The organism is Microbulbifer maximicatervae (SeqCode) (assembly GCF_052467695.1).
Window position 1 is genome coordinate 4496060 of record NZ_CP174320.1, and the last position, 21008, is coordinate 4517067.

Below are 21008 nucleotides of genomic sequence, written 5' to 3' on the forward strand. Positions count from 1 at the left end.
AGGCAAAAAATTGCTGCCCGCAGGAGTGCCGAAAACCGACTACTTCGGTATGATGCGGCACACTAAACTGAATAGTCATCGGGGTTTGACGCGGAGCTTATCCAAAAAGTCTCCCCTCTGTACAAAGGTGCTCGGCCTTCTTCAGCCGGCCCCCTTGGACGCTCCGGTGGAATTAATAACGGAAGTAGAAGAGACAAACCATGAGTAAACATCAGCCACTCGCCCATTGGGACGATATTTTGCTGCTGGACCAACAGCTGACCGACGAAGAGCGCATGGTGCGCGACACGGCACGTGAGTACTGCCAAAGCAAACTGATGCCCAGAGTTCTCGAGGGTAACCGCCACGAAATCTTCGATCGTGAAATCATGAACGAGATGGGTGAATTGGGCCTGCTCGGTTCCACCATCGAAGGCTACGGCTGTGCCGGTCTCAACTACGTTTCCTATGGCCTGGTGGCGCGCGAAGTTGAACGCGTTGACTCCGGCTACCGCTCCGCCATGAGCGTTCAGTCCAGCCTGGTTATGCACCCGATTTACGCTTACGGCAGCGAAGAGCAGAAGCAGAAGTACCTGCCTAAGCTGGCATCCGGCGAATGGGTTGGCTGTTTCGGCCTGACCGAGCCCGATGCGGGTTCCGATCCCGGCGGCATGAAAACCCGCGCCAAGAAAGTCGATGGCGGCTACCGCATCAGCGGTTCCAAGATGTGGATCACCAACAGCCCAATCGCCGACGTTTTCGTTGTTTGGGCGAAAGATGACGACGATATTATTCGCGGCTTCGTGCTGGACAAGGGTATGGAAGGCCTCTCCGCACCGAAGATCGAAGGCAAGTTCTCACTGCGCGCCTCCATTACCGGCGAGATCGTGATGGACAATGTGTTCGTTCCGGAAGAAAACAAATTCCCGGAAATTGGCGGACTGCGCGGCCCCTTCGGCTGCCTGAACCGCGCTCGCTACGGTATCTCCTGGGGCGCCATGGGTGCCGGCGAGTTCTGCTGGCACGCCGCTCGCCAGTACGGCCTGGACCGCACCCAGTTTAACCGCCCTCTGGCTCAAACCCAGCTGTTCCAGAAGAAACTGGCTGACATGCAGACCGAAATTACCCTGGGCCTGCAAGCCTCCCTGCGCGTAGGTCGCATCATGGATGAGAACAAGCAGTTCGACCCCACCATGATTTCCCTGGTGAAGCGCAACAACTGTGGTAAGGCACTGGATATCGCCCGTATTGCTCGCGATATGCACGGCGGCAACGGCATCTCCGACGAATTCCACGTAATTCGCCACGTGATGAACCTGGAAGCTGTAAATACCTACGAAGGTACCCACGACGTACACGCCTTGATCCTCGGCCGCGCCCAGACCGGCCTGCAAGCATTCGTGTAAAACACGTCTAGTTCGATGCTCACGGTATTTTCCGTGGGCATCGCCCTTATCCCATCACTTCTTATCTGCTTACTTCTACTTCGCCCCCAGGTTGGTAGTACAAAACCATTAAACTAAAGTTCGGAATAGTCACGCAAAAAGGCGGCGCATAGACTGTGGAGCAGTATTAAATTATTACCCACACCAAGCAAAGTACTGCACCGAAAAAAAACGTTTGAATTTAAAGTAAAATAATTTGAGGGCAGACCAAAACTCACTGTGACCATTTACGCATCATCCAACCGCGAAATAAGTAAATACAGCCCTCAGCAATTATTAAACTCTCAATAACGGTATAAAAAGGAAGTTTTGGGAACCGCGGAAAGCCCAAACAGAGAGCCCAACAAGCTGAATAAAGTTATTACCCCTCCCCTAACTTCCCTCCACATCAACAATCTCCTGTCCCGGATTTCGATCATTTAATTTCACTACACAAAGAGCAATACCCAGCAACACGACAAAAGTCGCTACCCACTCGACAAATGTAAGATATTCACCGAGGATAATTGATGAGCCGATTATTCCCACAATAGGAACCAGCAACCCAAATGGTGAAACGCAGGCAGAGGAATAGCGACGAATTAAATCACCCCATAAAATATAACCAACCAATGTCACCATGCACACTTGGTAAACAATTGAAAACCAACTGGCCGTATGCGCCTGAAAAAAGAAAACCCAGGGAGTATGGCTCTCATAAAATATCGACAAGACCAAAAGAGGTACCGGCGGCACCAATGAAGCCCAAACCATTAAGTGAAGTAAGTTAACTCCTGGCATCCTGCGGAATACGATATTCGCTATCGCCCAAGACAGCCCCGCCCCCATGATAAGGATAAATCCCACTATCGTTGTCGACCCACCTTTATCGGCATAGTAGAAGAATACAGAGAACCCTACAGCCGCTATTACCAAACCCAAGCACTGCTGCATATTTATCTTATCGCCAAACAGCATTGCGAATAACAATAGGGTGAATGGCACCTGCGACTGCATAAGCAGTGACGCTACACCCGCTTGAATATCGGCCTTCATGGCGTAGTACATCAACCCCAGAGAGAGAAACTCTAAGAAGAAGCCGAGCGCAACAACATTGAGGATCGAGGTCTTGGGGAATGGACAAAAGAAAACCAGAGGAACAGCGACGAGGGTGAAGCGAACCGAAGCCAATAACATTGGCGGGAAGTCGGCCAGCGCCACCTTGGTTATCGGGTAATTCAGTCCAAAAATTGAGACTGCCAGCAAAGCCAACAGTATGCTTCTATACGGCATCTCTACAGCCAGTGAACAATGGACGTAACCAAAGGGTAGCAGCCTCCATTACTCTTCTGCGTCTAATGGGCCCTTTGTAATTGTTTCAATAGCTCCCTGGTACCGATCTATTGCGGCGCCTCACACTTCTCACCAGTAGATCGTTGCTCTATTCCCTTTGCGTAGACAGAAGTGCTATTCTCCCCTGCCCGCCAATCTCTGGATGTAACGATGATATGGATGAGCTGCTGCACTGGTTTGAATTGATCGGTATCGCGGTCTTTGCCTTCAGCGGCGTACTCGCCGCCGGCCACAAACAGATGGATTTATTTGGTGCCGTGGTACTCGCCTGCGTCACCTCTATTGGCGGCGGCACCGCCCGGGACATTATTCTCAACGTCCCTGTATTCTGGCTTGAGCACACCTATTACCTGTGGATCGCCTCAATTACCGGTGTAGTAAGCTTTTACCTGATACGCTATCTAAAGGTCCCTATGCGCCTGCTAATGGTGGCAGATGCCATTGGACTCGCCGTTTTTGTGGTGCTCGGAACCCAGAAAGTACTTGAACTGGGCTATTCCGCGACCATCGCAATCGTGCTCGGCGTAATGACCGGTACTTTTGGCGGGGTGATTCGGGATGTGCTGTCCGGTGACATTCCACTTTTACTCCGGCGAGAGATCTATGCCACCGCTGCCCTTACCGGTACGGCCATACTCGTTGCCTTGGACAATGTAGGGTGGCTACCCCATGAGCTGGTGGTGGCTATTGCCGTATTTGTGACCCTAGCGATTCGCCTCGCGGCATTGCGCTGGAATATCTCCGCGCCAGTGGCACGCTTCGGCAGGCACTGACCCGCTCAAAGGTCTGGAACCATAAACCACTATTTAGTAGCAGTCACAGGAATAATCTAAGTGCAAAAAGCCCGATTGCGCATACTCCTCATCATTCTCTTTTCCATGGTGATTGGAGCCTGTGAGCGCTCGACAAACTCTGTCCAAACCGGTCAATCCCCGCAAAAACAATACGCTCGCCTGGTCGCAAAGCCCTGCTGGTTCAAAACCGATGAAACCTGGCCTTTCACCCAGTGTTTCATGATGGAGGTGCCGGAGAATTATGCCCACCCAGAAAAGCGCAAAATCCGCTTTCCGGTCGTGCGCTTCCGCGCCACAAACCCCGATCCCAAGAAAATCCCCCTACTCCACCTAGGCGCCGGAGGCCCCGGAGCCAGCATGGGGTTAGAGCCCGAGAACGCCAGCGATTGGTTGTGGCTTAACTATGCCGCCATGACAGTAGAAGATGGCCGGGATCTCTTTGTTATAGATCCCAGGGGCACCGGTATGGCCCAGCCGCGCCTCACTTGCAGCGAGTTTATCGAAGATGCCGATACCGCCTTCCGGCGCAACCTGTCTCCGGAAGAAGAGGCCCGTGTTTTTTCCTTCAGTATGGAGCGCTGTTACAGCCGCCTGAGCAAAGGTGCCGACTTGGCCCAGTACAACAGTTCTGTGATCGCAAGAGATGTAGAAGAGCTGAGAAAAACCCTCAAGCTCGATAAATTCGACCTCTATGGGGTGTCCTACTCCTCCCGCTACGCTCTGACAGTGGCCCGCGACTTCCCAGAGTCAGTGCGCACCCTGGTGCTTAACAGTGCGGTCTTCCCCAATATTGTCTACACGCAGCAGCTCCCACAGGACTCCCTGGCAGCCTACGAGCGCGGCCTGAAGCATTGCATCGAAGACGAGAAATGTAACAGTCGCTATCCCAATTTGCGCCGCAGGCTGGAAAACCTGATCCAGACCTTAGATGAAGAGCCGCGCACCATTCCGATCAAGCACCGCTACTCAAAACAAAGCTATCCCTTTGTGCTTACTGGACAGCGCTTGCTGAGAGTTTTATTCCAGGCGCTGTATAACGAAAACTTCTACAGTGAACTGCCCAAGATGATCGAGGGCCTGGAAAATGAGGGCGATGAAGGGCTACAGCCTGCCCAGGATGCCATCGCACACTTTATGGAGATCGTATTGGACCCCTACTTTGGGGATGCAGCCGGCGTTAGCCACTTCTGCTATGAAGAGGCTCCCTTTGTCGATTTTGATCAGGCCAGGGCCAACGCTGCAGACACCGGCATTCTCGGCGGGGCCGTACGATCAGATTTAAATTTGTTGCAGCTACAGTGTCGCATCTGGGCAATCCCCTCTGCTCCACTCACTGAGTCAGAAGCCATCTCCACCCCAGTTCCAGTGATAGTGTTACACGGCGGCCTGGATCCGGTACTGGCTGCAGATGATGTCGATATCGCACGCAAAGAGCTACCGAATCACCAATGGCTGCTATTTCCCAACCTGGCTCACGATATTATTTCCGCAAGCAACTGCGCGGAGCGGGCAGTTGCGCGCTTTCTCGACAACCCTGCCGAAGATCAAACCGAAACCACCATGACTTGCCGCAAAGCGGAGCTAGCAGACCAGATTTCCACCGAAGAAGAGTCTGAGTCCCAGCAAGAAGCCGAACAACAGGCCGTCGAACCCCAGGCAGCAGAAGTCCCAGCCCCGGAAAGCGGCCAATAACAAAAGACAACAGCTGAAGTTACACGACAAAAGCGGTATCAAGGATTGAGGAGAGGCCGATGGAGAGCAACAACAACCCTGCCCTGATTGAAGTTGCGGATTTGGTAGAGCTCAAAAAGACCGGCGAACCTGTAATATTGGACTGCCGCTATAGCCTGGCGGATCACGATAGTGGTGAGCGGGACTATCGGGCTGGCCATATTCCCGATGCCCATTACGCCTGCCTGCACCGTGACCTCTCTGCCTCCGTGCAACGCTACGGCGGCCGCCACCCAATGCCGAGTGCTGCACAGTTCCAGGACTACGCTCGCAATCTGGGAGTCGATAGTGACACACAGGTAATCGTCTACGACGACACCCGCCTGGGTTTCGCCGCCCGTGCCTGGTTCCTGTTTTTCTTCTTTGGCCACAAGAAAATCAGCATTCTGAATGGCGGTCTAAAAGCCTGGCTCGATGCAGGGGAGGCATTGGACACAAGCGAGCCCACTCGATCCAGGCAAGGAAACTTCAGCGCACAACCAAAAGAAAATCTTTTGGTTCATTACGAGACCATCAAACAAAACCTGGGTAAAGCACCCTGGCAGTTAGTAGACGCCCGGGACAGTCAGCGCTTTGAAGGAATTGAAGAGCCTATCGACCCGATTGCCGGACATATACCCACCGCAATCAACCAGCCCTGGCAAAATATTACTGACAAAAACAATGGGAAAGTGAAATCTATTGCCGAACTTAAATCACAGTTTGGCAACTTGGAAGATGGTAAACCACTTCTCAATTACTGTGGCTCCGGAGTTACTGCCTGCGTTAATTTCTATGCACAATATTTAGCTGGTCGCCACGACTCACTACTCTATCCAGGGAGTTGGAGTGATTGGTGCGCACATCAGTGGAGATAAAATAGGAGTCATGGAACTTAAATACAGCAGTGTGAGAAGGCACATGCAAACTGTATATATAAAAAAAAGCTAATGAGCCAGTGACGGTTTTTACTATTGCTTAAATGCCCACCCCCCCATCTCCAAGTCAGATCACTCCTGCATGGGCGGTAATTGGGCTATTTGATGCTTATTCAGTCGGGCACCAGAGAATTCGCAACGATTTTTACACATAAAGACTATAAAATTAATTAAACCGATATCCAGCAGCACCTCTTTACCGCATAACATGTTAGAGGAAGCCTCCTCATGACACCCCGCTGCTCTGCACTTTATAAGGTGTAAACATGGGTGCGCCAACGATCTGAAAGACCTAGGGAACCAAATCCATTCGACAGGATTTTCCGCCGATAATACTCGCGAAAGAAATTAAAAAAATCCTGTTTGTTATTAAAACAGTACTCTCCATGGTTAGGATCAAAAAAAGTGCACTGTTGAGCCATCCCAGCGGGGCCAATATAGAGGGAGACAGCATGGGCCGCTGAAAAGTGCCCAAAGACTTTACCTGACACAGTGATTATTACGTAATGATCGTTTAATTGATCTAATGATGTTATTAAAAAATCGGTCATTGATAAAGGCTGAATTCCAGGATTAACTATTTGAATATTGGAATCATCCCCAAGCCCAGGTACTGGGTATACCCCACGCTCTCTCAGCCACGCCCCTACATTATTCATATAAGAATTATCTTTATCGTGTGCCCACCCCCACTGATACCTAGCAACACTTCTTAATTCACGAATATTTAGAGAGCGAAGTCGAGTAAATGTAAATGGATCTGTTCCAACTTTCCATTTTTCATACAAGCCCAATTTACTTGATAGAGATACCCCTTCAGAAGCCCTACTATGTATCCAATGTGCAGTTAAGGCTCCACAAATGCCAAACATGCTAAATCCTGCATAGTGCACCCAAACTCTTAGTGAACCCTGGGAAAAACCCCAAATTTTTTGCCCTCGATGACGCTCGGCAATTGTACTAACACGCATACAAGCAACCTCCCAACAGACAATTAAAATCCAAAAATCATCTATTTTAATTCGAACAAAAACCTACAATAAATACTGATCCGCACCTAGCCAGAGGCTTTTACCTACAAGGACTGATAACTCTCTTAGAAAATGGGGTGCGCAGATTGACACACTCTTATATTTACGCCAACCCAACAACAATAAAATAGGTCAATCAATCCTTTACCCATTGACTCAAATGAACATTGCCAAATTGATCAACATCACCAATTTTGTACTTTTAATATCTCTTTATAACCAATTATGACAAGCAACTACTCACAGCCCAATACCCGCACAGGATCTAAGTAATTCCAATATCAGCAAAATTTACTTCTCTAACACTCCCTTTCCCAGACTTAACGCCCACTATATCCAGCGCACTGTTAAAACAGTAAAAGTTAAATATGCCAAACCTGAAATAATGAATTTGGTTATATGGAAAGAATTGCGCCTCCATGGCTTTAAACCACACTTACCCCTTACCGGACAATTTTCCACCCTCTCAACCTTCAACTTAAAGGGTAATTCATCCCTAAAAGCCAAAAGAATAGCTCTCTCTTTAGATCTATATTGTGTCGGCTCTATCAAGTAGCGCTTTAGATATTGGGCAAATTTTTTTAGGTTTTGGACTTTCTTTAGGGAAAGGAAAATACATGCAGATTGGGTTGTTTTGTATGGGGAAAGTAAGATGGCCAGAACTCCAACCATCTTAAGCAAACCCCAAAACTCTATACGAGATGAAATACTTCCTGCAACACTAAGCAGAACCAATTTATGAATAGAGCTAGCTTTTCCATATCCTATCGATCTGCCATGAATCGAATTTATGTTCCGCCCGATAATGCATATTACTGACCAAGTGAAAGAAGAAGTAAAAATCCTCTTTATCCTCAAACCAAAACTCCCCAAAGTTCGGATCAAAGAAACAAGCATCCTGCTTTTGCCCGCCAAATGACTGGGCACCAACCCAAGCAGCTACTGCATGAGCGCCCGGATTCTCGTCTCGACTAGAGCGCATTTCAATTAACGCATAGGCTCCATTAATCTGTTTAAGCCGCTGTCGCAAGGAATCCCTGTTTGATCTTCCGGTAGCTGAAGAAAGCACTCTCAACCGATTTAAAAGTAACCATGCCCTATGAGAAGCTTCCCAGTTGGCACTTTGCTGCCAGGCTTGCTGTTGTGCCGCTATTCGTTGGTATTTCCCCATATTGAAAGGGATAAATCTTCGCTGATCCCAAACGCCACCCAAGTGATTTACTAAAGAGTCGTCATAAGCATGATACTTAATCCAGTGTGAAACCAGCGACAAACAGATTCCACTGCCAGAAATCTGTCGGATATTCAACACAGGAAATGCTTGGGAAAAATCCCAAGTACATACTCCACCCAACTGGCGCGCCATAGAGTAAACGCTGTACATAAAAGGTCCTACGAAAAAATTACTGTGACTCTGTACTTAAGGAGCCTCTGAATAACTACGCGGATAGAGTGAAATCTGTAACGGCCCCCTTATTAACCGTAACCATTTCTGCTCAAGGTGAAAGTGAGGCTCAAGGGTTCTTTTCTCCGACGCAGGAGTTGGAACTTTACGCGCCAGACCCACCGCCGACTTTATGATTTGGGCGCAAGTTTTTAGATTTTGGTCATAATTTAATGACAACCAAATACAGGGAAACAAATTCAGAGAAGGCAGGAAAAAGACAGAAAAGTGGAGGGGAATTGACTGTGTTCAGCGTCACAACAACAGGCAGCAGTCACCGCGCCGCCTGCTTCTGCAATCTATCAATTCTTAGTCATGCATTGGGTTGCGAAGAATTGGGCAAACCGCGTCTTCATTCTTAGCCATATATTGCTGGTGGTACTCCTCGGCGTAGTAGAACGGTTGAGCCATGCTAATTTCGGTGGTGATTGACCCACGATCTTTGGCGTCCAACGCTTCTTGCACAGCCGCCCTGCTCGCTTCCGCCTCCTGTTTCTGGCCTTCGTTCAGACAGAAAACACAGGAACGGTACTGGGAGCCGATATCGTTACCCTGGCGCATACCCTGGGTTGGGTCATGGTGATCCCAAAAGACCCGCAGGAGTTCTGCGTAGCTCACCTTTTTGGGATCAAAGATTACTTTCACCACCTCTGCGTGCCCTGTACGGCCGGTGCAGACTTCATCGTAGTTCGGGTTTTCGGTGGCGCCATCAGTGTAGCCAACGGCAGTGGCAAACACACCATCCGTATCCCAGAACACATGCTCTGCGCCCCAGAAGCATCCCATACCAAAAATGGCGACTTCCAGGTGCTCAGGGAATGGCTCTTTAATGGTGTTGCCATTTACAAAGTGGGTGCCACTGATCTCCATCGGCTGGGGCCGACCGGGCAGCACCTGGTCCGCATCGGGTATCTGAAATTTGTCGTATTGCATACTGTTTTCTCAAGTGCAGGTATTTTCTTTTGTCAGGATAGCTCTAAGGCGCTTATCCTCCCAGATCAAGTAATATTAATCCGCGAATCAAGTAGTTAAGAGGACTCTATGATACGCAGGACAAACATTGGCAGATCAACACTATAAGGAGTCGTCATTGGCGCGCTTAATCCTACTGATTTTAATCGCCATCGGTGCCTGGTATCTCTGGCAAAAAATCAAATCTAGCTCACCGCAGGAGCGGCGCAAGCAGATTTTTATGGCCTGTATCGCCGGCGTCGCCGTAATAGTGGTTGTGCTGGCTATCACCGGGCGCCTGCATTGGGTAGGAGCAGCGCTGGTGCTCATTCTTCCTGTGTTGGGCCGTTTACTCAGTCAGCTCTCCCGTTATTTACCCTGGTTGATGCCACTGTTTGAAAAGTATTCAAACAGGCGCCCAAATCCAGGGGCCACTCAACATCCTCCGCCACACAACTCCGAGGGCCCGCCACTCTCGGAACACGAAGCGCGCCGAATCCTTGGCGTTGATGCCGATGCTGGCAGAGATGAAATCATTAGTGCACACCGCAAATTGATCCAAAAACTCCACCCAGATCGCGGCGGCAACGATTACCTGGCATCGCGTATCAACGCCGCCAAGGAGCTACTACTAAGCATTCTTGGTTAAACCTTACAAAGCAGGTGGATATACCTGGCCAATTGCCGATAGGGGTCCACCTGGGAGTATTCAAGCTCCTTTTCCACAATGGCCGACGCGGGCAACTTTTCCCGGATTGATGGCGTCATAAAGTCGTGGAAGCAGCGGATACCGCTGTGACAAACCACGGAAAAGCCCGCTTCGGTCAGCCAGTCTTCCACCCATTCCGGCAGAAGTGGATTCTGTGGAGTAAGGCTGCCAGGGTGGCCACCCCAATTATCCCCTTCAATATTGCGGTCCAGCTGGCGAAAGCTGCCCCGCTGTAATAGACGGAACTCAAGGGCACGCCGATTGTAGAAAGTGAGCGAAAGATGCCCTCCAGGCTTTAACAGGCTGCGCAGCTGCTGCAATGCCTGTTGCGGCTGTTCCAACCATTCCAGCACAGCGTGGCAAATTACCAGGTCTGCGCCCTTTAATGCTTCTATTTGCGGCAGTTCTTGCAGGGGTTTATGCAGCAAGGTCATTTGCTTTTGCAAATGGCGCTGGCGAATTTCCGCATCTGCGAGTTCAAGCATCTGCGCAGAAATATCTGCGAGAAAAACCTCGTGCCCAGCCTCAGCCAGATCCATGGCAAAGTGGCCCTGGCCACCCCCAGCGTCAACGATTTTTAGAATGCGCTGCTCGCTCCCCAACAGCGGCACCAGATCCCGGTTGAGCACTGCCAGGCGGATATCCCCTTTAAGGCCACCGTAGATACGGTTGCGAAAACGATGAGCGAGATCGTCAAAGTTTCGATCTTTACGCAGGCTGTCACCCATCGGAGCCCTCACCTTGCAAAGCCTCATTGCATCGGCGGCGGTTCTCGGCGAATTTGCGCTGTAGCGCCTCTTCCATATCAACCCCCAGTACAGCGGCCAGTTTGCTCAAGTACATCTGAATATCCGCCAGTTCAGCGGCAACTTGCTCGGCCTTGTCGCCTGCCATTAGATTATGGATATCTTTATCGCTGCACCATTGAAAGTGTCGCCCTAACTCTGCAACTTCCACAGATAGCGCCATGGCCAGGTTTTTTGGGGTATGCAGTGACTGCCAGCCGCGCATTTCAGCGACTTCATCAAAAGCCGCCAGGATTTCACGGTCTTTCATCGAATTTTTTCCTCTGCTGGCGCTCCAGCCCGCCTTCCCGGGCCGCCAAAATTGAATTCAGTGCGCGGGACAGAAACTCTCGCCTGTATAAAACACAGACAACAAACAGATAGCCGGCAACAAACAGGATTGGGTGGATAAACCAGCCCAGCACTGACATTGAGAAATAATAAGAGCGCAGACCGTAGTTGTAACTGTGGCCCGCGTGGTCGATCACCTTGGCAGTACTGATGGCAAATCGGCGTCGCTCTTCCTCAGATAGATCACCGGTTTCCGGCGGCGGTGCTGCCCCAATAAGTACATTGGCGAAGGAGTACTGGCGCAGTGACCAGGTAAAATTGAAAAAGGCGAAGATAAAAATCAGGATCAACAACATCACCTTGAGCTCAAACTGCTCAACGGTGGTGGGCTCCGCAAAAGGCAAACTGGTAAGCACTTCGATGGCGGCCTTGTTCGCCGTCAAAGCCGTCACTAAACCCGCCAGGATAAGAATACTGGTGGAGGCAAAAAAACCAATGACCCGCTCCAGGTTACTGAGAATAGCGGTATCCGCCATGCGCATATCCCTATCGAGCATACGCATCATCCATTCAACGCGGTACCACTGAAGCGATGAAGTAAGGCACCAGGTTTCTTTGGCTTTTTTTCGCGCAAAAACGGTGTAACCCACCCATGTGATAAAAAAGCCAATGACACTGGCAATATCCAACCAGGACAACCTCTAATATCTCCGTGTTCGTCTACATTTATGCCGTAGCTTCGGCAAGCGAAGTCTTCGCCCTACTGGCATCCTTGTCAACACTGTCTTTCCGATGTGCGCAAGCGGTAGAATAGCGCCCTTTCGCCGGCAGCAGTGGCCGGCCAGAAAATTCATATAACTCCAGGGAGCTGTCTTTTGAGCAACTCACATCCTGCATTTGAACTGGTTACCAGCGCAGATATTGATTCTCTCGGCGTGCGCGTCGAGGAATACCGACACATTACGACCGGTGCCCAGCACCTGCACATCGCCGCAGACAACTCGGAAAATGTTTTCCTTGTCGCCCTGCGCACCGTGCCCGAAGACTCCACCGGTGTCGCCCATATTCTTGAACACACCGCCCTGTGCGGCAGTGACAAGTACCCGGTGCGCGATCCTTTCTTTATGATGATCCGGCGCTCACTCAATACCTTTATGAACGCCTTCACCAGTTCAGATTGGACCGCCTACCCGTTTGCCAGCCAGAATCGAAAGGATTTTGACAACCTTCTCGACGTCTACCTGGATGCGGTATTTTTTGCGCGCCTGGACCCGCTGGACTTTGCCCAGGAAGGCCACCGCCTGGAATTTGCCGAAGCGGATAATGGGAGCAGCGAGCTCGTCTACAAAGGTGTCGTGTTCAATGAGATGAAAGGCGCCATGAGCTCCGTCACCTCGCAGCTGTGGCACACCCTGAGCAAATATCTGTTCCCCACCACCACCTATCACTACAACTCCGGTGGCGAACCTACTGATATTCCAAAGCTGAGTTACGAGCAGCTGGTTGCCTTCTACCGCAGCCACTACCACCCCAGCAACGCCACCTTTATGACTTTCGGTGATATTCCCGCAGCGGAACACCAGGCCGCGTTTGAAGAAAAAGCGCTGCACAAGTTCGAGAAACTCGACAAGACTATTTCCGTTGGGCGCGAAGACCGCTACCAGGCGCCGCTGAAAGTTGAAGAACACTACCCGTTAAATGGCGAACCTCTGAAGGCCAAGACCCATATCGTATTGAGCTGGCTGCTGGGTGATGTCACCGATCTTGAAGAAGCCCTGACCGCACACCTGCTCGCCGGCGTACTGCTGGATAACAGCGCTTCACCTTTGATGAAGCTGCTGGAAACCACCGACCTGGGCACTTCCCCCTCCCCGCTGGTTGGCCTGGACGATTCCCAACGCGAACTGGTGTTTGTCTGCGGTATTGAAGGCAGCGAACGCGAAAGTGCCGACGAGCTTGAGCAACAAGTTCTCGACGTGCTGAGGGACGTGGCGGAAAACGGCATCCCCTACGAACAGGTAGAAGCCAGCTTGCACCAGCTGGAATTACAACAGCGGGAAATTGGTGGCGACGGCTACCCTTTCGGCTTGCAATTGATTCTCACCGCATTGACCGGCGCCACTCACCGTGGCGATGCCATCGGCCTGCTGAATATCGATGCCACCCTGGAGCGTCTGCGCGAGCAGATCAAAGATCCGAAGTTTATCGCCAATAAAGCCCGTGAACTTCTGCTGGAGAACCAGCATCGCGTACGTATGGTACTGAGTCCCGATGAGCAGTTGGCTGCGCGCCGCGAGCAGGCGGAGAAAGACCAGCTGGCGGAAATCAAAGCCGCTCTCAGCGAAAAAGAAAAAGCACAGATTGTCGAAACCGCCAAAGCCCTGGCCGATCGACAAAACCGCGAGGACGACGCTTCTATCCTGCCCAAGGTCGGCGTGGAAGATATTCCCGCAGAGCTTCCGGATGTCAAAGGCGAAGCAATAGACTTGGGCCCACAGAAGTTGACCCGCTATAGCGCGGGCACCAACGGCCTGGTTTACCAACAAATGGTCTGCGCGCTACCGGAATTCACCGAAACCGAAAAACAACTGCTGCCCTACTACTGCCAGGTACTGAGCGAAGTTGGCCTGGGTGAAAAAGACTACCTGGAAGTCCAGCAGTGGCAGACCAGCGTGGTTGGCGCCCTGCACGGTTTCACCAGCAGCCGTACTGCCATCGACAACCTGGATCACCTGTCCGGCCACTTTATCCTGTCCGGTAAAGCGCTGGCTCGCAATCAGGGCGGCCTGACTGAACTGATGCAAGCCACTATGGAGCAGGTGCGTTTTGACGAGCACGCCCGCATCAAGGAATTGCTACTGCAAACTCTCGCCCGCCGCGAACAGGGTGTTGTCGGCAACGGCCACGCCCTCGCCATGGCTGCCGCCAGTGCCGGCTACAACCGCGCCGCCTGGGAGAGCCATGCCAGCGGTGGCCTGCTGGGATTGCGCAACCTGCGAGCCCTGGTTGCCGGACTGGAAAAAGAGGAAGGCCTGCAAGACCTTTCCACCCAATTCCAGGCTATCCACCAGAAAATCCTCGCAGCACCGCGCCAGTTCCTGCTGGTGGGTGAAGAAGAGAAAATTGGCGATTTCAGCCAGACACTGATGCCACTGACCTCGACTTCCAGCATCGCCGCAGCCAACCCCGCTGCACCTTTCGAACGCAAACAAATCGAGGAACTCTGGGTTGCCAACAGCCAGGTGAACTTCTGTGCCAAGGCCTACGCCACTGTGCCTATGTCCCACCCGGATGCGGCACCGCTGTCGGTTTTGAGCGGCTTCCTGCGCAACGGCTTCCTGCATCGCACCATCCGCGAACAGGGCGGTGCCTACGGCGGCGGAGCCGGCCACGACAGCAATATTGGCGTATTCCGCTTCTACTCCTACCGCGATCCGCGTATGGGTGAAACCCTGGAGGACTTCGACGCATCCCTGAAGTGGTTGGCCGAAGAGAAGCACAAGGAAGAACAGGTTGAGGAAGCGATCCTCGGCGTCGTCGGCGGTCTGGATAAACCCGGCTCCCCCGCTGGTGAAGCCAAGAAGAACTTCCACTCGGGCCTTTACGGCCGCACCCACGAGACGCGCCAGCAATTCCGCAAACAGGTTACGGAAGTTACCCTGGAAGACCTGCAACGCGTCGGTGCCACCTATCTGGACCCGAGCAAGGCCAGTACCGCCATTGTTACCGGTCCCCAAGGAAGCGAAGCGGCAGCCAAACTCAACCTGAAGGAAGAGAAGCTCTAACTGGAGCTCGACGATTCCCCGGCAATTTGTCCGGGGAAGCTCTGCGGCGCCGGCCAAAAACCGGCGCCGATCCATCGCCGTTATCCTCTAGCGAAGTTCCAATGAGTAAACACGACAATATTTATGCAAACCCACTGGGCCAAGTAGCTGGCTTCGAGTTCGATCGCCAGGTGGTGCAAGTTTTTCCCGATATGATCAAGCGCTCCGTGCCCGGCTACACCACGATCGTAGCCATGATCGGCACCCTGGCAGAGCGCTACGCCCAAGCCGGAAGCCGCTGCTATGACCTGGGCAGTTCCCTGTGCGCGGCAACCCTGGCCATGCGCCATCGCATTCCCGCTGCCGACTGTGAGATCATCGCCGTGGACAATTCGCAAGCCATGGTTGATCAGGCGCGCACGGTCCTCGAAGCCGATAGCGGCGAGGTTCCCGTTCAACTTATCTGCGACAACCTGCAAAACGTTGCTATCGAAAATGCCTCGGTGGTAGTGCTCAACTTCACCCTGCAATTTATTCCGGTGGAAGAGCGCGAAGAAATCCTGAAGAAAATCCACGATGGCTTGCGCCCCGGCGGCATTCTGATTATTTCCGAGAAAGTGGACTTCGCCGATAAAGCCCATAACGAGTTAATGATCGAACTTCATCACTCCTTTAAAGCCGCCAACGGTTACAGCGCGCTGGAAATCGCACAGAAGCGCTCTGCCCTGGAGAATGTATTAATTCCGGAAACCCTGGATACCCACCGCACACGACTGAAAAATGTCGGCTTTACCAGTGTCGATGTCTGGTTCCAGTGTTTTAATTTTGCCTCTTTAATCGCCATCAAAGGCGCGCCGGAAAAGTAAGTACCCCGTGATCGACTACACCCAACTCTATCAAGGCCTGCAACACGTTCCCGCCCTGCGCACCTGGCTGGCCCAGCTGCCAACACAGGTGGCTGAAAACCTGAGTCCTCATCGCTGGGGCGACCTGCCCGATTGGCGCGCAGCGGTGGAAGCCCTACCGGAAATCACGCCCTCCGCAATCGAACTCAACCGCAAGGTCAGCGCAGGCACTGCCGCCGATGCCAGCCCGGAACAACTCGAAGCCTTGGAGCGGGAACTGCGCAAATTACACCCCTGGCGCAAAGGCCCTTGGGAGTTATTTGGACTAAATATTGATACTGAGTGGCGCTCCGATTGGAAATGGGATCGGGTACTTCCGCACTTGGCACCACTGAAAAATCGGCTGGTGCTCGATGTGGGCTGTGGCAATGGGTACCACTGCTGGCGGTCCTACGGTGCCGGCGCGCGCCGGGTCATCGGTATTGATCCTTCCGCCAAATTTATCGCGCAATTTTACGCGCTGAAAAAATACCTGGGCCGGGAAGCACCAGTGGATTTGTTGCCCCTGGGTATTGAAGCGCTCCCGGCAAACTTGCGCGCTTTCGATACCACTTTTTCCATGGGGGTACTCTATCACCGCCGTTCACCCATGGATCACCTGCGCGAATTGCGCGAGACCCTCCGTCCCGGCGGCCAGCTTGTATTAGAGACATTGGTTATCGACGGCGGACTCGGCGATTGCCTGGTACCCGAAGACCGCTATGCAAAGATGCGCAATGTGTGGTTTTTCCCCAGCTGCGCCACCCTGGAGAGCTGGCTGCGCAAGTGCGGTTTCCGCAACCCCAGGACCGTGGACCTGAACACCACCAGCCTGGAGGAACAGCGGCGCACCGACTGGATGCACTTCGAATCCCTGGCAGATTTTCTCGACCCGGAATCGCCAGACAAAACCTTGGAAGGTCACCCCGCGCCCAAGAGAGCGGTTTTGGTCGCGGAAGCGCCGTAGCTTGTCTATACGCTTAAGGTCTGGGAACTCATAAATTCCGCAAAATTTGCTGCTAATAGAATTTTGTACGGAATGGGGAGCACCATCTTGATTGTTGCGACTCATAAGGCAAAGTGCGCCCCTAAATAGTGCAACTATATCCTTTAGGGGTCTGCCGCAGGATGCAGCCCGGCGCAGAGAATATTTATGAGTATTAGCGTTTTTGAGCTCTTCAAAATTGGGGTTGGCCCTTCCAGCTCCCACACGGTGGGCCCTATGGTCGCTGCCCGCCAATTCGTGCAAGATTTACAAGACCGGGACCAACTGCCCCGCACAGACCGCGTACAAGTCCATTTATACGGCTCACTGGCCCTGACCGGGGTTGGTCACGGCACCGATATGGCAGTTCTGATGGGGCTATTGGGTCAATCTCCAGACACCATTGATGTCGACTCGATTGACGAGAAAATGGCGCAAATCCAGAGCGAGCGCCGCCTGTTATTAAATAGTGACCAGGATATCGAATTTATTCGCGAGCGCGATCTAGTTTTCCATATGGAGGAATTTCTTCCCCAGCACTCCAACGGAATGACCTGCCAGGCTTACGCTGGCGAAGAGCTGCTATTCGAGCGCAGCTACTTCTCCATCGGCGGCGGCTTTGTGCTCTCCGAAGAAGATTTCGCTCACAAAGAGGAAATCGCCACCCTTCTGCCCTATGACTTCAGCAATGCAGAACAGCTGATGAAGATCTGTGATCATCACGGTTGGACTATTGCCGAGCTGGCCATGGAAAACGAAAAAGCCTTCCGCAGCGAGCAGGAAGTCAAAGACCGTTTGTGGAATATCTGGAAAGTAATGGATGCCTCTATTGAGCGAGGCTGCCACCAGAACGGCATCTTGCCCGGCGGCCTCAATGTTCGCCGCCGCGCTGCCGAACTCTACCGGGAGTTGAGTAAACAGAGCCCGGAAGAGCGCAACCACGGCCTCGCCATCCTCGACTGGGTTAGTCTTTTTGCCCTCGCCGTCAATGAGGAAAATGCCGCGCGCGGGCGCATCGTCACCGCACCCACTAACGGTGCCGCCGGTGTGATTCCCGCCGTTATCGCCTACTACGTGGAATTTGTACACGACAGCAAAATTCACGGTGAATTGAAAGACCAGGTAGTGAAATTCCTGCTCACCGCTGGCGCTATCGGTATGCTGTTTAAAAAGAATGCCTCTATTTCTGCCGCTGAGGTGGGCTGCCAGGGAGAAATCGGCGTAGCCTGCTCCATGGCTTCTGCCGGCTTGGCCGCCGTAGAGGGCGGCACCAACCAGCAGATTGAAAACGCTGCTGAAATTGGAATGGAGCACAACCTCGGCCTTACCTGCGATCCAATCGGCGGGTTGGTGCAGGTCCCCTGTATCGAGCGCAACACCATGGGTGCAGTAAAAGCCATTAACGGCGCACGCCTGGCCCTGCGCGGTGATGGCGCTCATATCGTACCGCTGGACAGCGTTATCGAGACGATGCGTCAAACCGGTATCGATATGCAGAGCAAATACAAAGAGACCTCTCTCGGCGGGCTCGCAGTAAACGCTGTGAACTGCTGATATTTTTCGGCAGGAGCACAAATCCGCTCCTGCCGCTTACTTAGGGAGCCTCTGAATAACTCCATAATGCCTCTGCGGGTCTTGAAGGCTGCAGATGTTAGGCGCAGCTCGCCGCGAATGGCCGTAGCCCTTTGCAAGAGCTGCAACGCAGCAGCTGTGGCCTTCAAGGCCCGCCCTTCGGGGCTTGCAGAGCGATTCACACTCCGCGTTGCGACTTCTTGAAAGGTCTAGACATTCCTGCGAAGCCGCGCCTTGATTGTGAACCGCTCTGCACGCCAGAGGTATCATGGAGTTATTCAGAGGCTCCTTAGCCCTAAAGATACCAAATTCTTTTTGTCGCATATCTCCAACGAACCCCCACCGGACTTTAAAAGTCACTGGTTAAATATCAGCGAGCGATGAGCCCCAACACCTGCCATGGTACCGGATGCAATCGCAAAGGTTCCGCTTTGCATCGGGTTGGATAAATCCCCAGCAGCAAAAACTCCCTTTACAGAAGTTTCCTTAAAGCCATCCACCTTCACAATCCGCCCGGTAAAAGACTCCTCCAGCTCCAACCCCAATTGATCGATAAACGGAGAGGTCAACTCCGCTTTGGGGCTCACGTAGAGACCCTCCAGTGGCAATTTGCGGCCATCCGCTAAAACAACTTCACGTAAACTATCCCCCTCTCCCTCCAACTGCGTAATCGGGGCTTCTTCCAGCATTACTCCCCGAGCCAGCAGATGATCGAGCACTTCCCCCTGCGGATTAAACTGGCCCTGGGTAAACAAGGTAGTTGCGCCCCAATCGGGAATCATCGCCGCCTGGTGGAAAGACAGCTCACTGGTAGCCAGCACACCTAAAGGGCGATCACTCAGCTCATAACCGTGGCAATAGGGACAGTGAATCACACTCCTACCCCAGCGCTCCTTTACCCCGGGGATATCAGGTAGCTGGTCCGTAATACCCGTTGCAAGAATCAGCCTCTTCGCTTTAAAAGTGGCACCTCCCTGTGCAGCGACAACAAAACCCTCTTCCTGGACATCCACACTATCCGCAGCCCCTTCAACCAGCTGGAAGCTCGGATAAGCTTGTAGTTGAGAAAGCGCCGTGGTTCGGATCTCCTCTGGTGCCTTTCCATCCAGGCAAAACACGCCGTGTGACGCTTTTGCATAGCGGTTTCGAGGTCTCTTAGCATCCAGTACAACGACCTTACGCCTTCCCCTAACCAGCTGCATCGCCGCAGATAAACCGGCAAAACTTCCACCGATGATCAATACATCCGTATCCATAGTCACCTCTCCAATATCATGCAACTTTTATTGTTACATAAATATTCGAACCTAGACAATACACGTAACAGAAAAAGTTTCGTGATAAGCTACAGGACGGAAACCTAGGTGATTTATGCGTAAAGACAGCCGACTATCCAGGGCACTTCATGTCCTGATTCATTTAAACATGACCGACAAGCCGGTTACTTCAGACAAGATGGCAGCTATGCTCCTCACCAATCCTGTGGTGGCTCGCAGAACCATGGCGCTATTGCGGGATCAGGGGTACGTGCGCTCCAGTAAAGGACACAATGGGGGCTGGTCACTCGCGAAGCCCTTGGATGAAATTACACTTCTGGATATCCATAAAGCACTGGGAGACAGCTCAGTTTTTACCATTGGCCTCACAGACGAACACACTAACTGCGTTATTGAACATGCCGTTAACGCCACATTAAAAGACGCAATGGATGAGGCAGAAAATATTTTGCTCACGCGATTTGGTGAGATCACTCTAGACCTGCTCGGGCGAGATTTCGAACCACCAGGAGCCTCGAAATAACTACTATAACCAGACGGCCAGCGAGGCTACGTTGCCTATAATGCCCCCCAAACACCCACTTCTGCCAGAAATTTAGCAAGCGACTTGCCCCTCAAATTGAAAGCCTGGGGGCTCATTAAATATTTTTTCCGTCAAGAGACTTTGGAAACCCCAGGTATTCCTTAAGAATAATAAAACTAAATTTATGGCATCCCTGTTATCTAGTTTACATAGCAGGCTGCAACTATCCTAATCGGAAAAATAGTATAAACATTTTCAAGGACCTTAATATAAGTTAAATTATTTTGCAGCAAAAACCCAAACACACCCTTAAAAATCCCCACAAAGAAACTAGAACTTTGACCATTAAAACAATTAAAAAACCTCCCCCAAAAACCAACCAAAATATGAGCAGACTCACCTAGCAATCACCCATTAAAAATGGCTTATAAAGATTTATTGTAAAATAGTCGCCAATAAGAGCCTCACCTAATAACTACAATATATCCTACCCTGCCAAACCTTAAGAAACCTAACTTTAGAAACCCGAATAAAATCAAATAAAAAACAGATAGTAAATTACCAATCATACTTTTAAGAAAAACGACTATTGAG

The 21008-nt window shown here is 51.7% G+C and carries 18 protein-coding genes; 10 read left to right on the forward strand and 8 right to left on the reverse strand.

Annotated features, from left to right (window positions below; translation table 11 throughout):
* The first annotated feature begins 200 nt into the window (after positions 1-200).
* A complete protein-coding gene (locus ACJJI8_RS19660) occupies positions 201-1385 on the forward strand; it encodes an acyl-CoA dehydrogenase (protein ID WP_282932536.1) in 1185 nt (394 codons plus the stop codon).
* A gap of 411 nt (positions 1386-1796) precedes the next feature.
* On the opposite strand, the gene ACJJI8_RS19665 is transcribed toward ACJJI8_RS19660, so the two are convergent.
* A complete protein-coding gene (locus tag ACJJI8_RS19665) occupies positions 1797-2696 on the reverse strand; it encodes an EamA family transporter (RefSeq protein WP_413662327.1) in 900 nt (299 codons plus the stop codon).
* A 215-nt stretch (positions 2697-2911) separates the two neighbouring features.
* Here ACJJI8_RS19665 and ACJJI8_RS19670 point away from each other — a divergent pair, with 215 nt between their 5' ends.
* From ACJJI8_RS19670 to ACJJI8_RS19680, 3 genes are read left to right on the forward strand one after another with little or no spacing between them, the layout of a single operon-like run.
* Complete coding sequence (locus tag ACJJI8_RS19670; RefSeq protein WP_444917379.1) at positions 2912-3529, forward strand: trimeric intracellular cation channel family protein; 618 nt, start codon at positions 2912-2914, stop codon at positions 3527-3529.
* 60 nt (positions 3530-3589) lie between these two features.
* Entirely contained in the window at positions 3590-5242 is a 1653-nt protein-coding gene (locus tag ACJJI8_RS19675) for an alpha/beta fold hydrolase (RefSeq protein ID WP_444908032.1), read from the forward strand.
* A gap of 59 nt (positions 5243-5301) precedes the next feature.
* Complete coding sequence (locus ACJJI8_RS19680) at positions 5302-6138, forward strand: sulfurtransferase (RefSeq protein ID WP_444898293.1); 837 nt, start codon at positions 5302-5304, stop codon at positions 6136-6138.
* Between the two features lie 311 nt (positions 6139-6449).
* Here the strand turns inward: ACJJI8_RS19680 and ACJJI8_RS19685 are convergent, their stop codons facing one another.
* From ACJJI8_RS19685 to msrA, 3 genes are all read right to left on the reverse strand, one after another.
* Positions 6450-7169: a YopT-type cysteine protease domain-containing protein gene (locus tag ACJJI8_RS19685; protein WP_444898294.1), complete on the reverse strand. Its 720-nt coding sequence runs from the start codon at positions 7167-7169 to the stop codon at positions 6450-6452.
* Positions 7170-7977: 808 nt separating this feature from the next.
* Positions 7978-8613, reverse strand: coding sequence for a YopT-type cysteine protease domain-containing protein (locus ACJJI8_RS19690; RefSeq protein ID WP_444933450.1), 636 nt, complete (start codon positions 8611-8613; stop codon positions 7978-7980).
* Positions 8614-8982: 369 nt separating this feature from the next.
* Positions 8983-9606 carry a peptide-methionine (S)-S-oxide reductase MsrA gene (gene msrA, locus ACJJI8_RS19695; RefSeq protein WP_444897012.1) on the reverse strand — a complete coding sequence of 208 codons (624 nt, stop codon included), beginning with the start codon at positions 9604-9606 and terminating at the stop codon, positions 8983-8985.
* A gap of 157 nt (positions 9607-9763) precedes the next feature.
* Here msrA and ACJJI8_RS19700 point away from each other — a divergent pair, with 157 nt between their 5' ends.
* The gene (locus ACJJI8_RS19700) at positions 9764-10273 is read left to right on the forward strand and encodes a DnaJ domain-containing protein (RefSeq protein ID WP_444908014.1); all 510 of its coding nucleotides are present in this window, start codon (positions 9764-9766) and stop codon (positions 10271-10273) included.
* On the opposite strand, the gene ACJJI8_RS19705 is transcribed toward ACJJI8_RS19700, so the two are convergent.
* Genes ACJJI8_RS19705 through ACJJI8_RS19715 form a run of 3 tightly spaced genes read right to left on the reverse strand, consistent with a single transcriptional unit; the run spans position 10270 to position 12107 of the window.
* Positions 10270-11061: a methyltransferase gene (locus tag ACJJI8_RS19705; protein WP_444933451.1), complete on the reverse strand. Its 792-nt coding sequence runs from the start codon at positions 11059-11061 to the stop codon at positions 10270-10272. The two genes, ACJJI8_RS19700 and ACJJI8_RS19705, sit on opposite strands and share 4 nt — an antisense overlap.
* Positions 11054-11389: a nucleotide pyrophosphohydrolase gene (locus ACJJI8_RS19710; RefSeq protein ID WP_444933452.1), complete on the reverse strand. Its 336-nt coding sequence runs from the start codon at positions 11387-11389 to the stop codon at positions 11054-11056. The genes ACJJI8_RS19705 and ACJJI8_RS19710 overlap by 8 nt, the downstream gene beginning before the upstream one ends.
* The gene (locus ACJJI8_RS19715) at positions 11376-12107 is read right to left on the reverse strand and encodes a DUF599 domain-containing protein (protein WP_108733516.1); all 732 of its coding nucleotides are present in this window, start codon (positions 12105-12107) and stop codon (positions 11376-11378) included. Before ACJJI8_RS19715 ends, ACJJI8_RS19710 begins: the two co-directional genes overlap by 14 nt.
* A 177-nt stretch (positions 12108-12284) precedes the next feature.
* Between ACJJI8_RS19715 and ACJJI8_RS19720 the strand changes: the two genes are divergently transcribed.
* The 4 genes from ACJJI8_RS19720 (at position 12285) to ACJJI8_RS19735 (ending at position 18596) form a co-directional block, all read left to right on the forward strand.
* Positions 12285-15194: an insulinase family protein gene (locus ACJJI8_RS19720; protein ID WP_444933453.1), complete on the forward strand. Its 2910-nt coding sequence runs from the start codon at positions 12285-12287 to the stop codon at positions 15192-15194.
* Between the two features lie 101 nt (positions 15195-15295).
* Entirely contained in the window at positions 15296-16039 is a 744-nt protein-coding gene (gene cmoA / locus ACJJI8_RS19725; protein ID WP_444933454.1) for a carboxy-S-adenosyl-L-methionine synthase CmoA, read from the forward strand.
* A gap of 7 nt (positions 16040-16046) precedes the next feature.
* Entirely contained in the window at positions 16047-17024 is a 978-nt protein-coding gene (cmoB, locus tag ACJJI8_RS19730) for a tRNA 5-methoxyuridine(34)/uridine 5-oxyacetic acid(34) synthase CmoB (RefSeq protein WP_444933455.1), read from the forward strand.
* 186 nt (positions 17025-17210) lie between these two features.
* A complete protein-coding gene (locus ACJJI8_RS19735; RefSeq protein ID WP_444917444.1) occupies positions 17211-18596 on the forward strand; it encodes an L-serine ammonia-lyase in 1386 nt (461 codons plus the stop codon).
* Positions 18597-18970: 374 nt separating this feature from the next.
* Here the strand turns inward: ACJJI8_RS19735 and ACJJI8_RS19740 are convergent, their stop codons facing one another.
* Positions 18971-19870 carry an NAD(P)/FAD-dependent oxidoreductase gene (locus ACJJI8_RS19740; RefSeq protein WP_444933456.1) on the reverse strand — a complete coding sequence of 300 codons (900 nt, stop codon included), beginning with the start codon at positions 19868-19870 and terminating at the stop codon, positions 18971-18973.
* A 115-nt stretch (positions 19871-19985) separates the two neighbouring features.
* On the opposite strand from ACJJI8_RS19740, the gene ACJJI8_RS19745 reads away from it, so the two are divergent.
* Positions 19986-20414: an Rrf2 family transcriptional regulator gene (locus ACJJI8_RS19745; protein ID WP_444933457.1), complete on the forward strand. Its 429-nt coding sequence runs from the start codon at positions 19986-19988 to the stop codon at positions 20412-20414.
* The last annotated feature ends 594 nt before the right edge of the window (positions 20415-21008 follow it).

Coding starts and splice junctions, on each gene's coding strand:
- ACJJI8_RS19670 (WP_444917379.1), top strand. CDS start 2,912: ATGGATGAGCTGCTGCACTGGTTTGAATTGATCGGTATCGCGGTCTTT.
- ACJJI8_RS19735 (WP_444917444.1), top strand. CDS start 17,211: ATGAGTATTAGCGTTTTTGAGCTCTTCAAAATTGGGGTTGGCCCTTCC.
- ACJJI8_RS19680 (WP_444898293.1), top strand. CDS start 5,302: ATGGAGAGCAACAACAACCCTGCCCTGATTGAAGTTGCGGATTTGGTA.
- ACJJI8_RS19740 (WP_444933456.1), bottom strand. CDS start 19,870: ATGGATACGGATGTATTGATCATCGGTGGAAGTTTTGCCGGTTTATCT.
- ACJJI8_RS19690 (WP_444933450.1), bottom strand. CDS start 8,613: ATGTACAGCGTTTACTCTATGGCGCGCCAGTTGGGTGGAGTATGTACT.
- msrA (WP_444897012.1), bottom strand. CDS start 9,606: ATGCAATACGACAAATTTCAGATACCCGATGCGGACCAGGTGCTGCCC.
- cmoA (WP_444933454.1), top strand. CDS start 15,296: ATGAGTAAACACGACAATATTTATGCAAACCCACTGGGCCAAGTAGCT.
- ACJJI8_RS19660 (WP_282932536.1), top strand. CDS start 201: ATGAGTAAACATCAGCCACTCGCCCATTGGGACGATATTTTGCTGCTG.
- ACJJI8_RS19745 (WP_444933457.1), top strand. CDS start 19,986: ATGCGTAAAGACAGCCGACTATCCAGGGCACTTCATGTCCTGATTCAT.
- ACJJI8_RS19665 (WP_413662327.1), bottom strand. CDS start 2,696: ATGCCGTATAGAAGCATACTGTTGGCTTTGCTGGCAGTCTCAATTTTT.
- ACJJI8_RS19705 (WP_444933451.1), bottom strand. CDS start 11,061: ATGGGTGACAGCCTGCGTAAAGATCGAAACTTTGACGATCTCGCTCAT.
- ACJJI8_RS19685 (WP_444898294.1), bottom strand. CDS start 7,169: ATGCGTGTTAGTACAATTGCCGAGCGTCATCGAGGGCAAAAAATTTGG.
- ACJJI8_RS19710 (WP_444933452.1), bottom strand. CDS start 11,389: ATGAAAGACCGTGAAATCCTGGCGGCTTTTGATGAAGTCGCTGAAATG.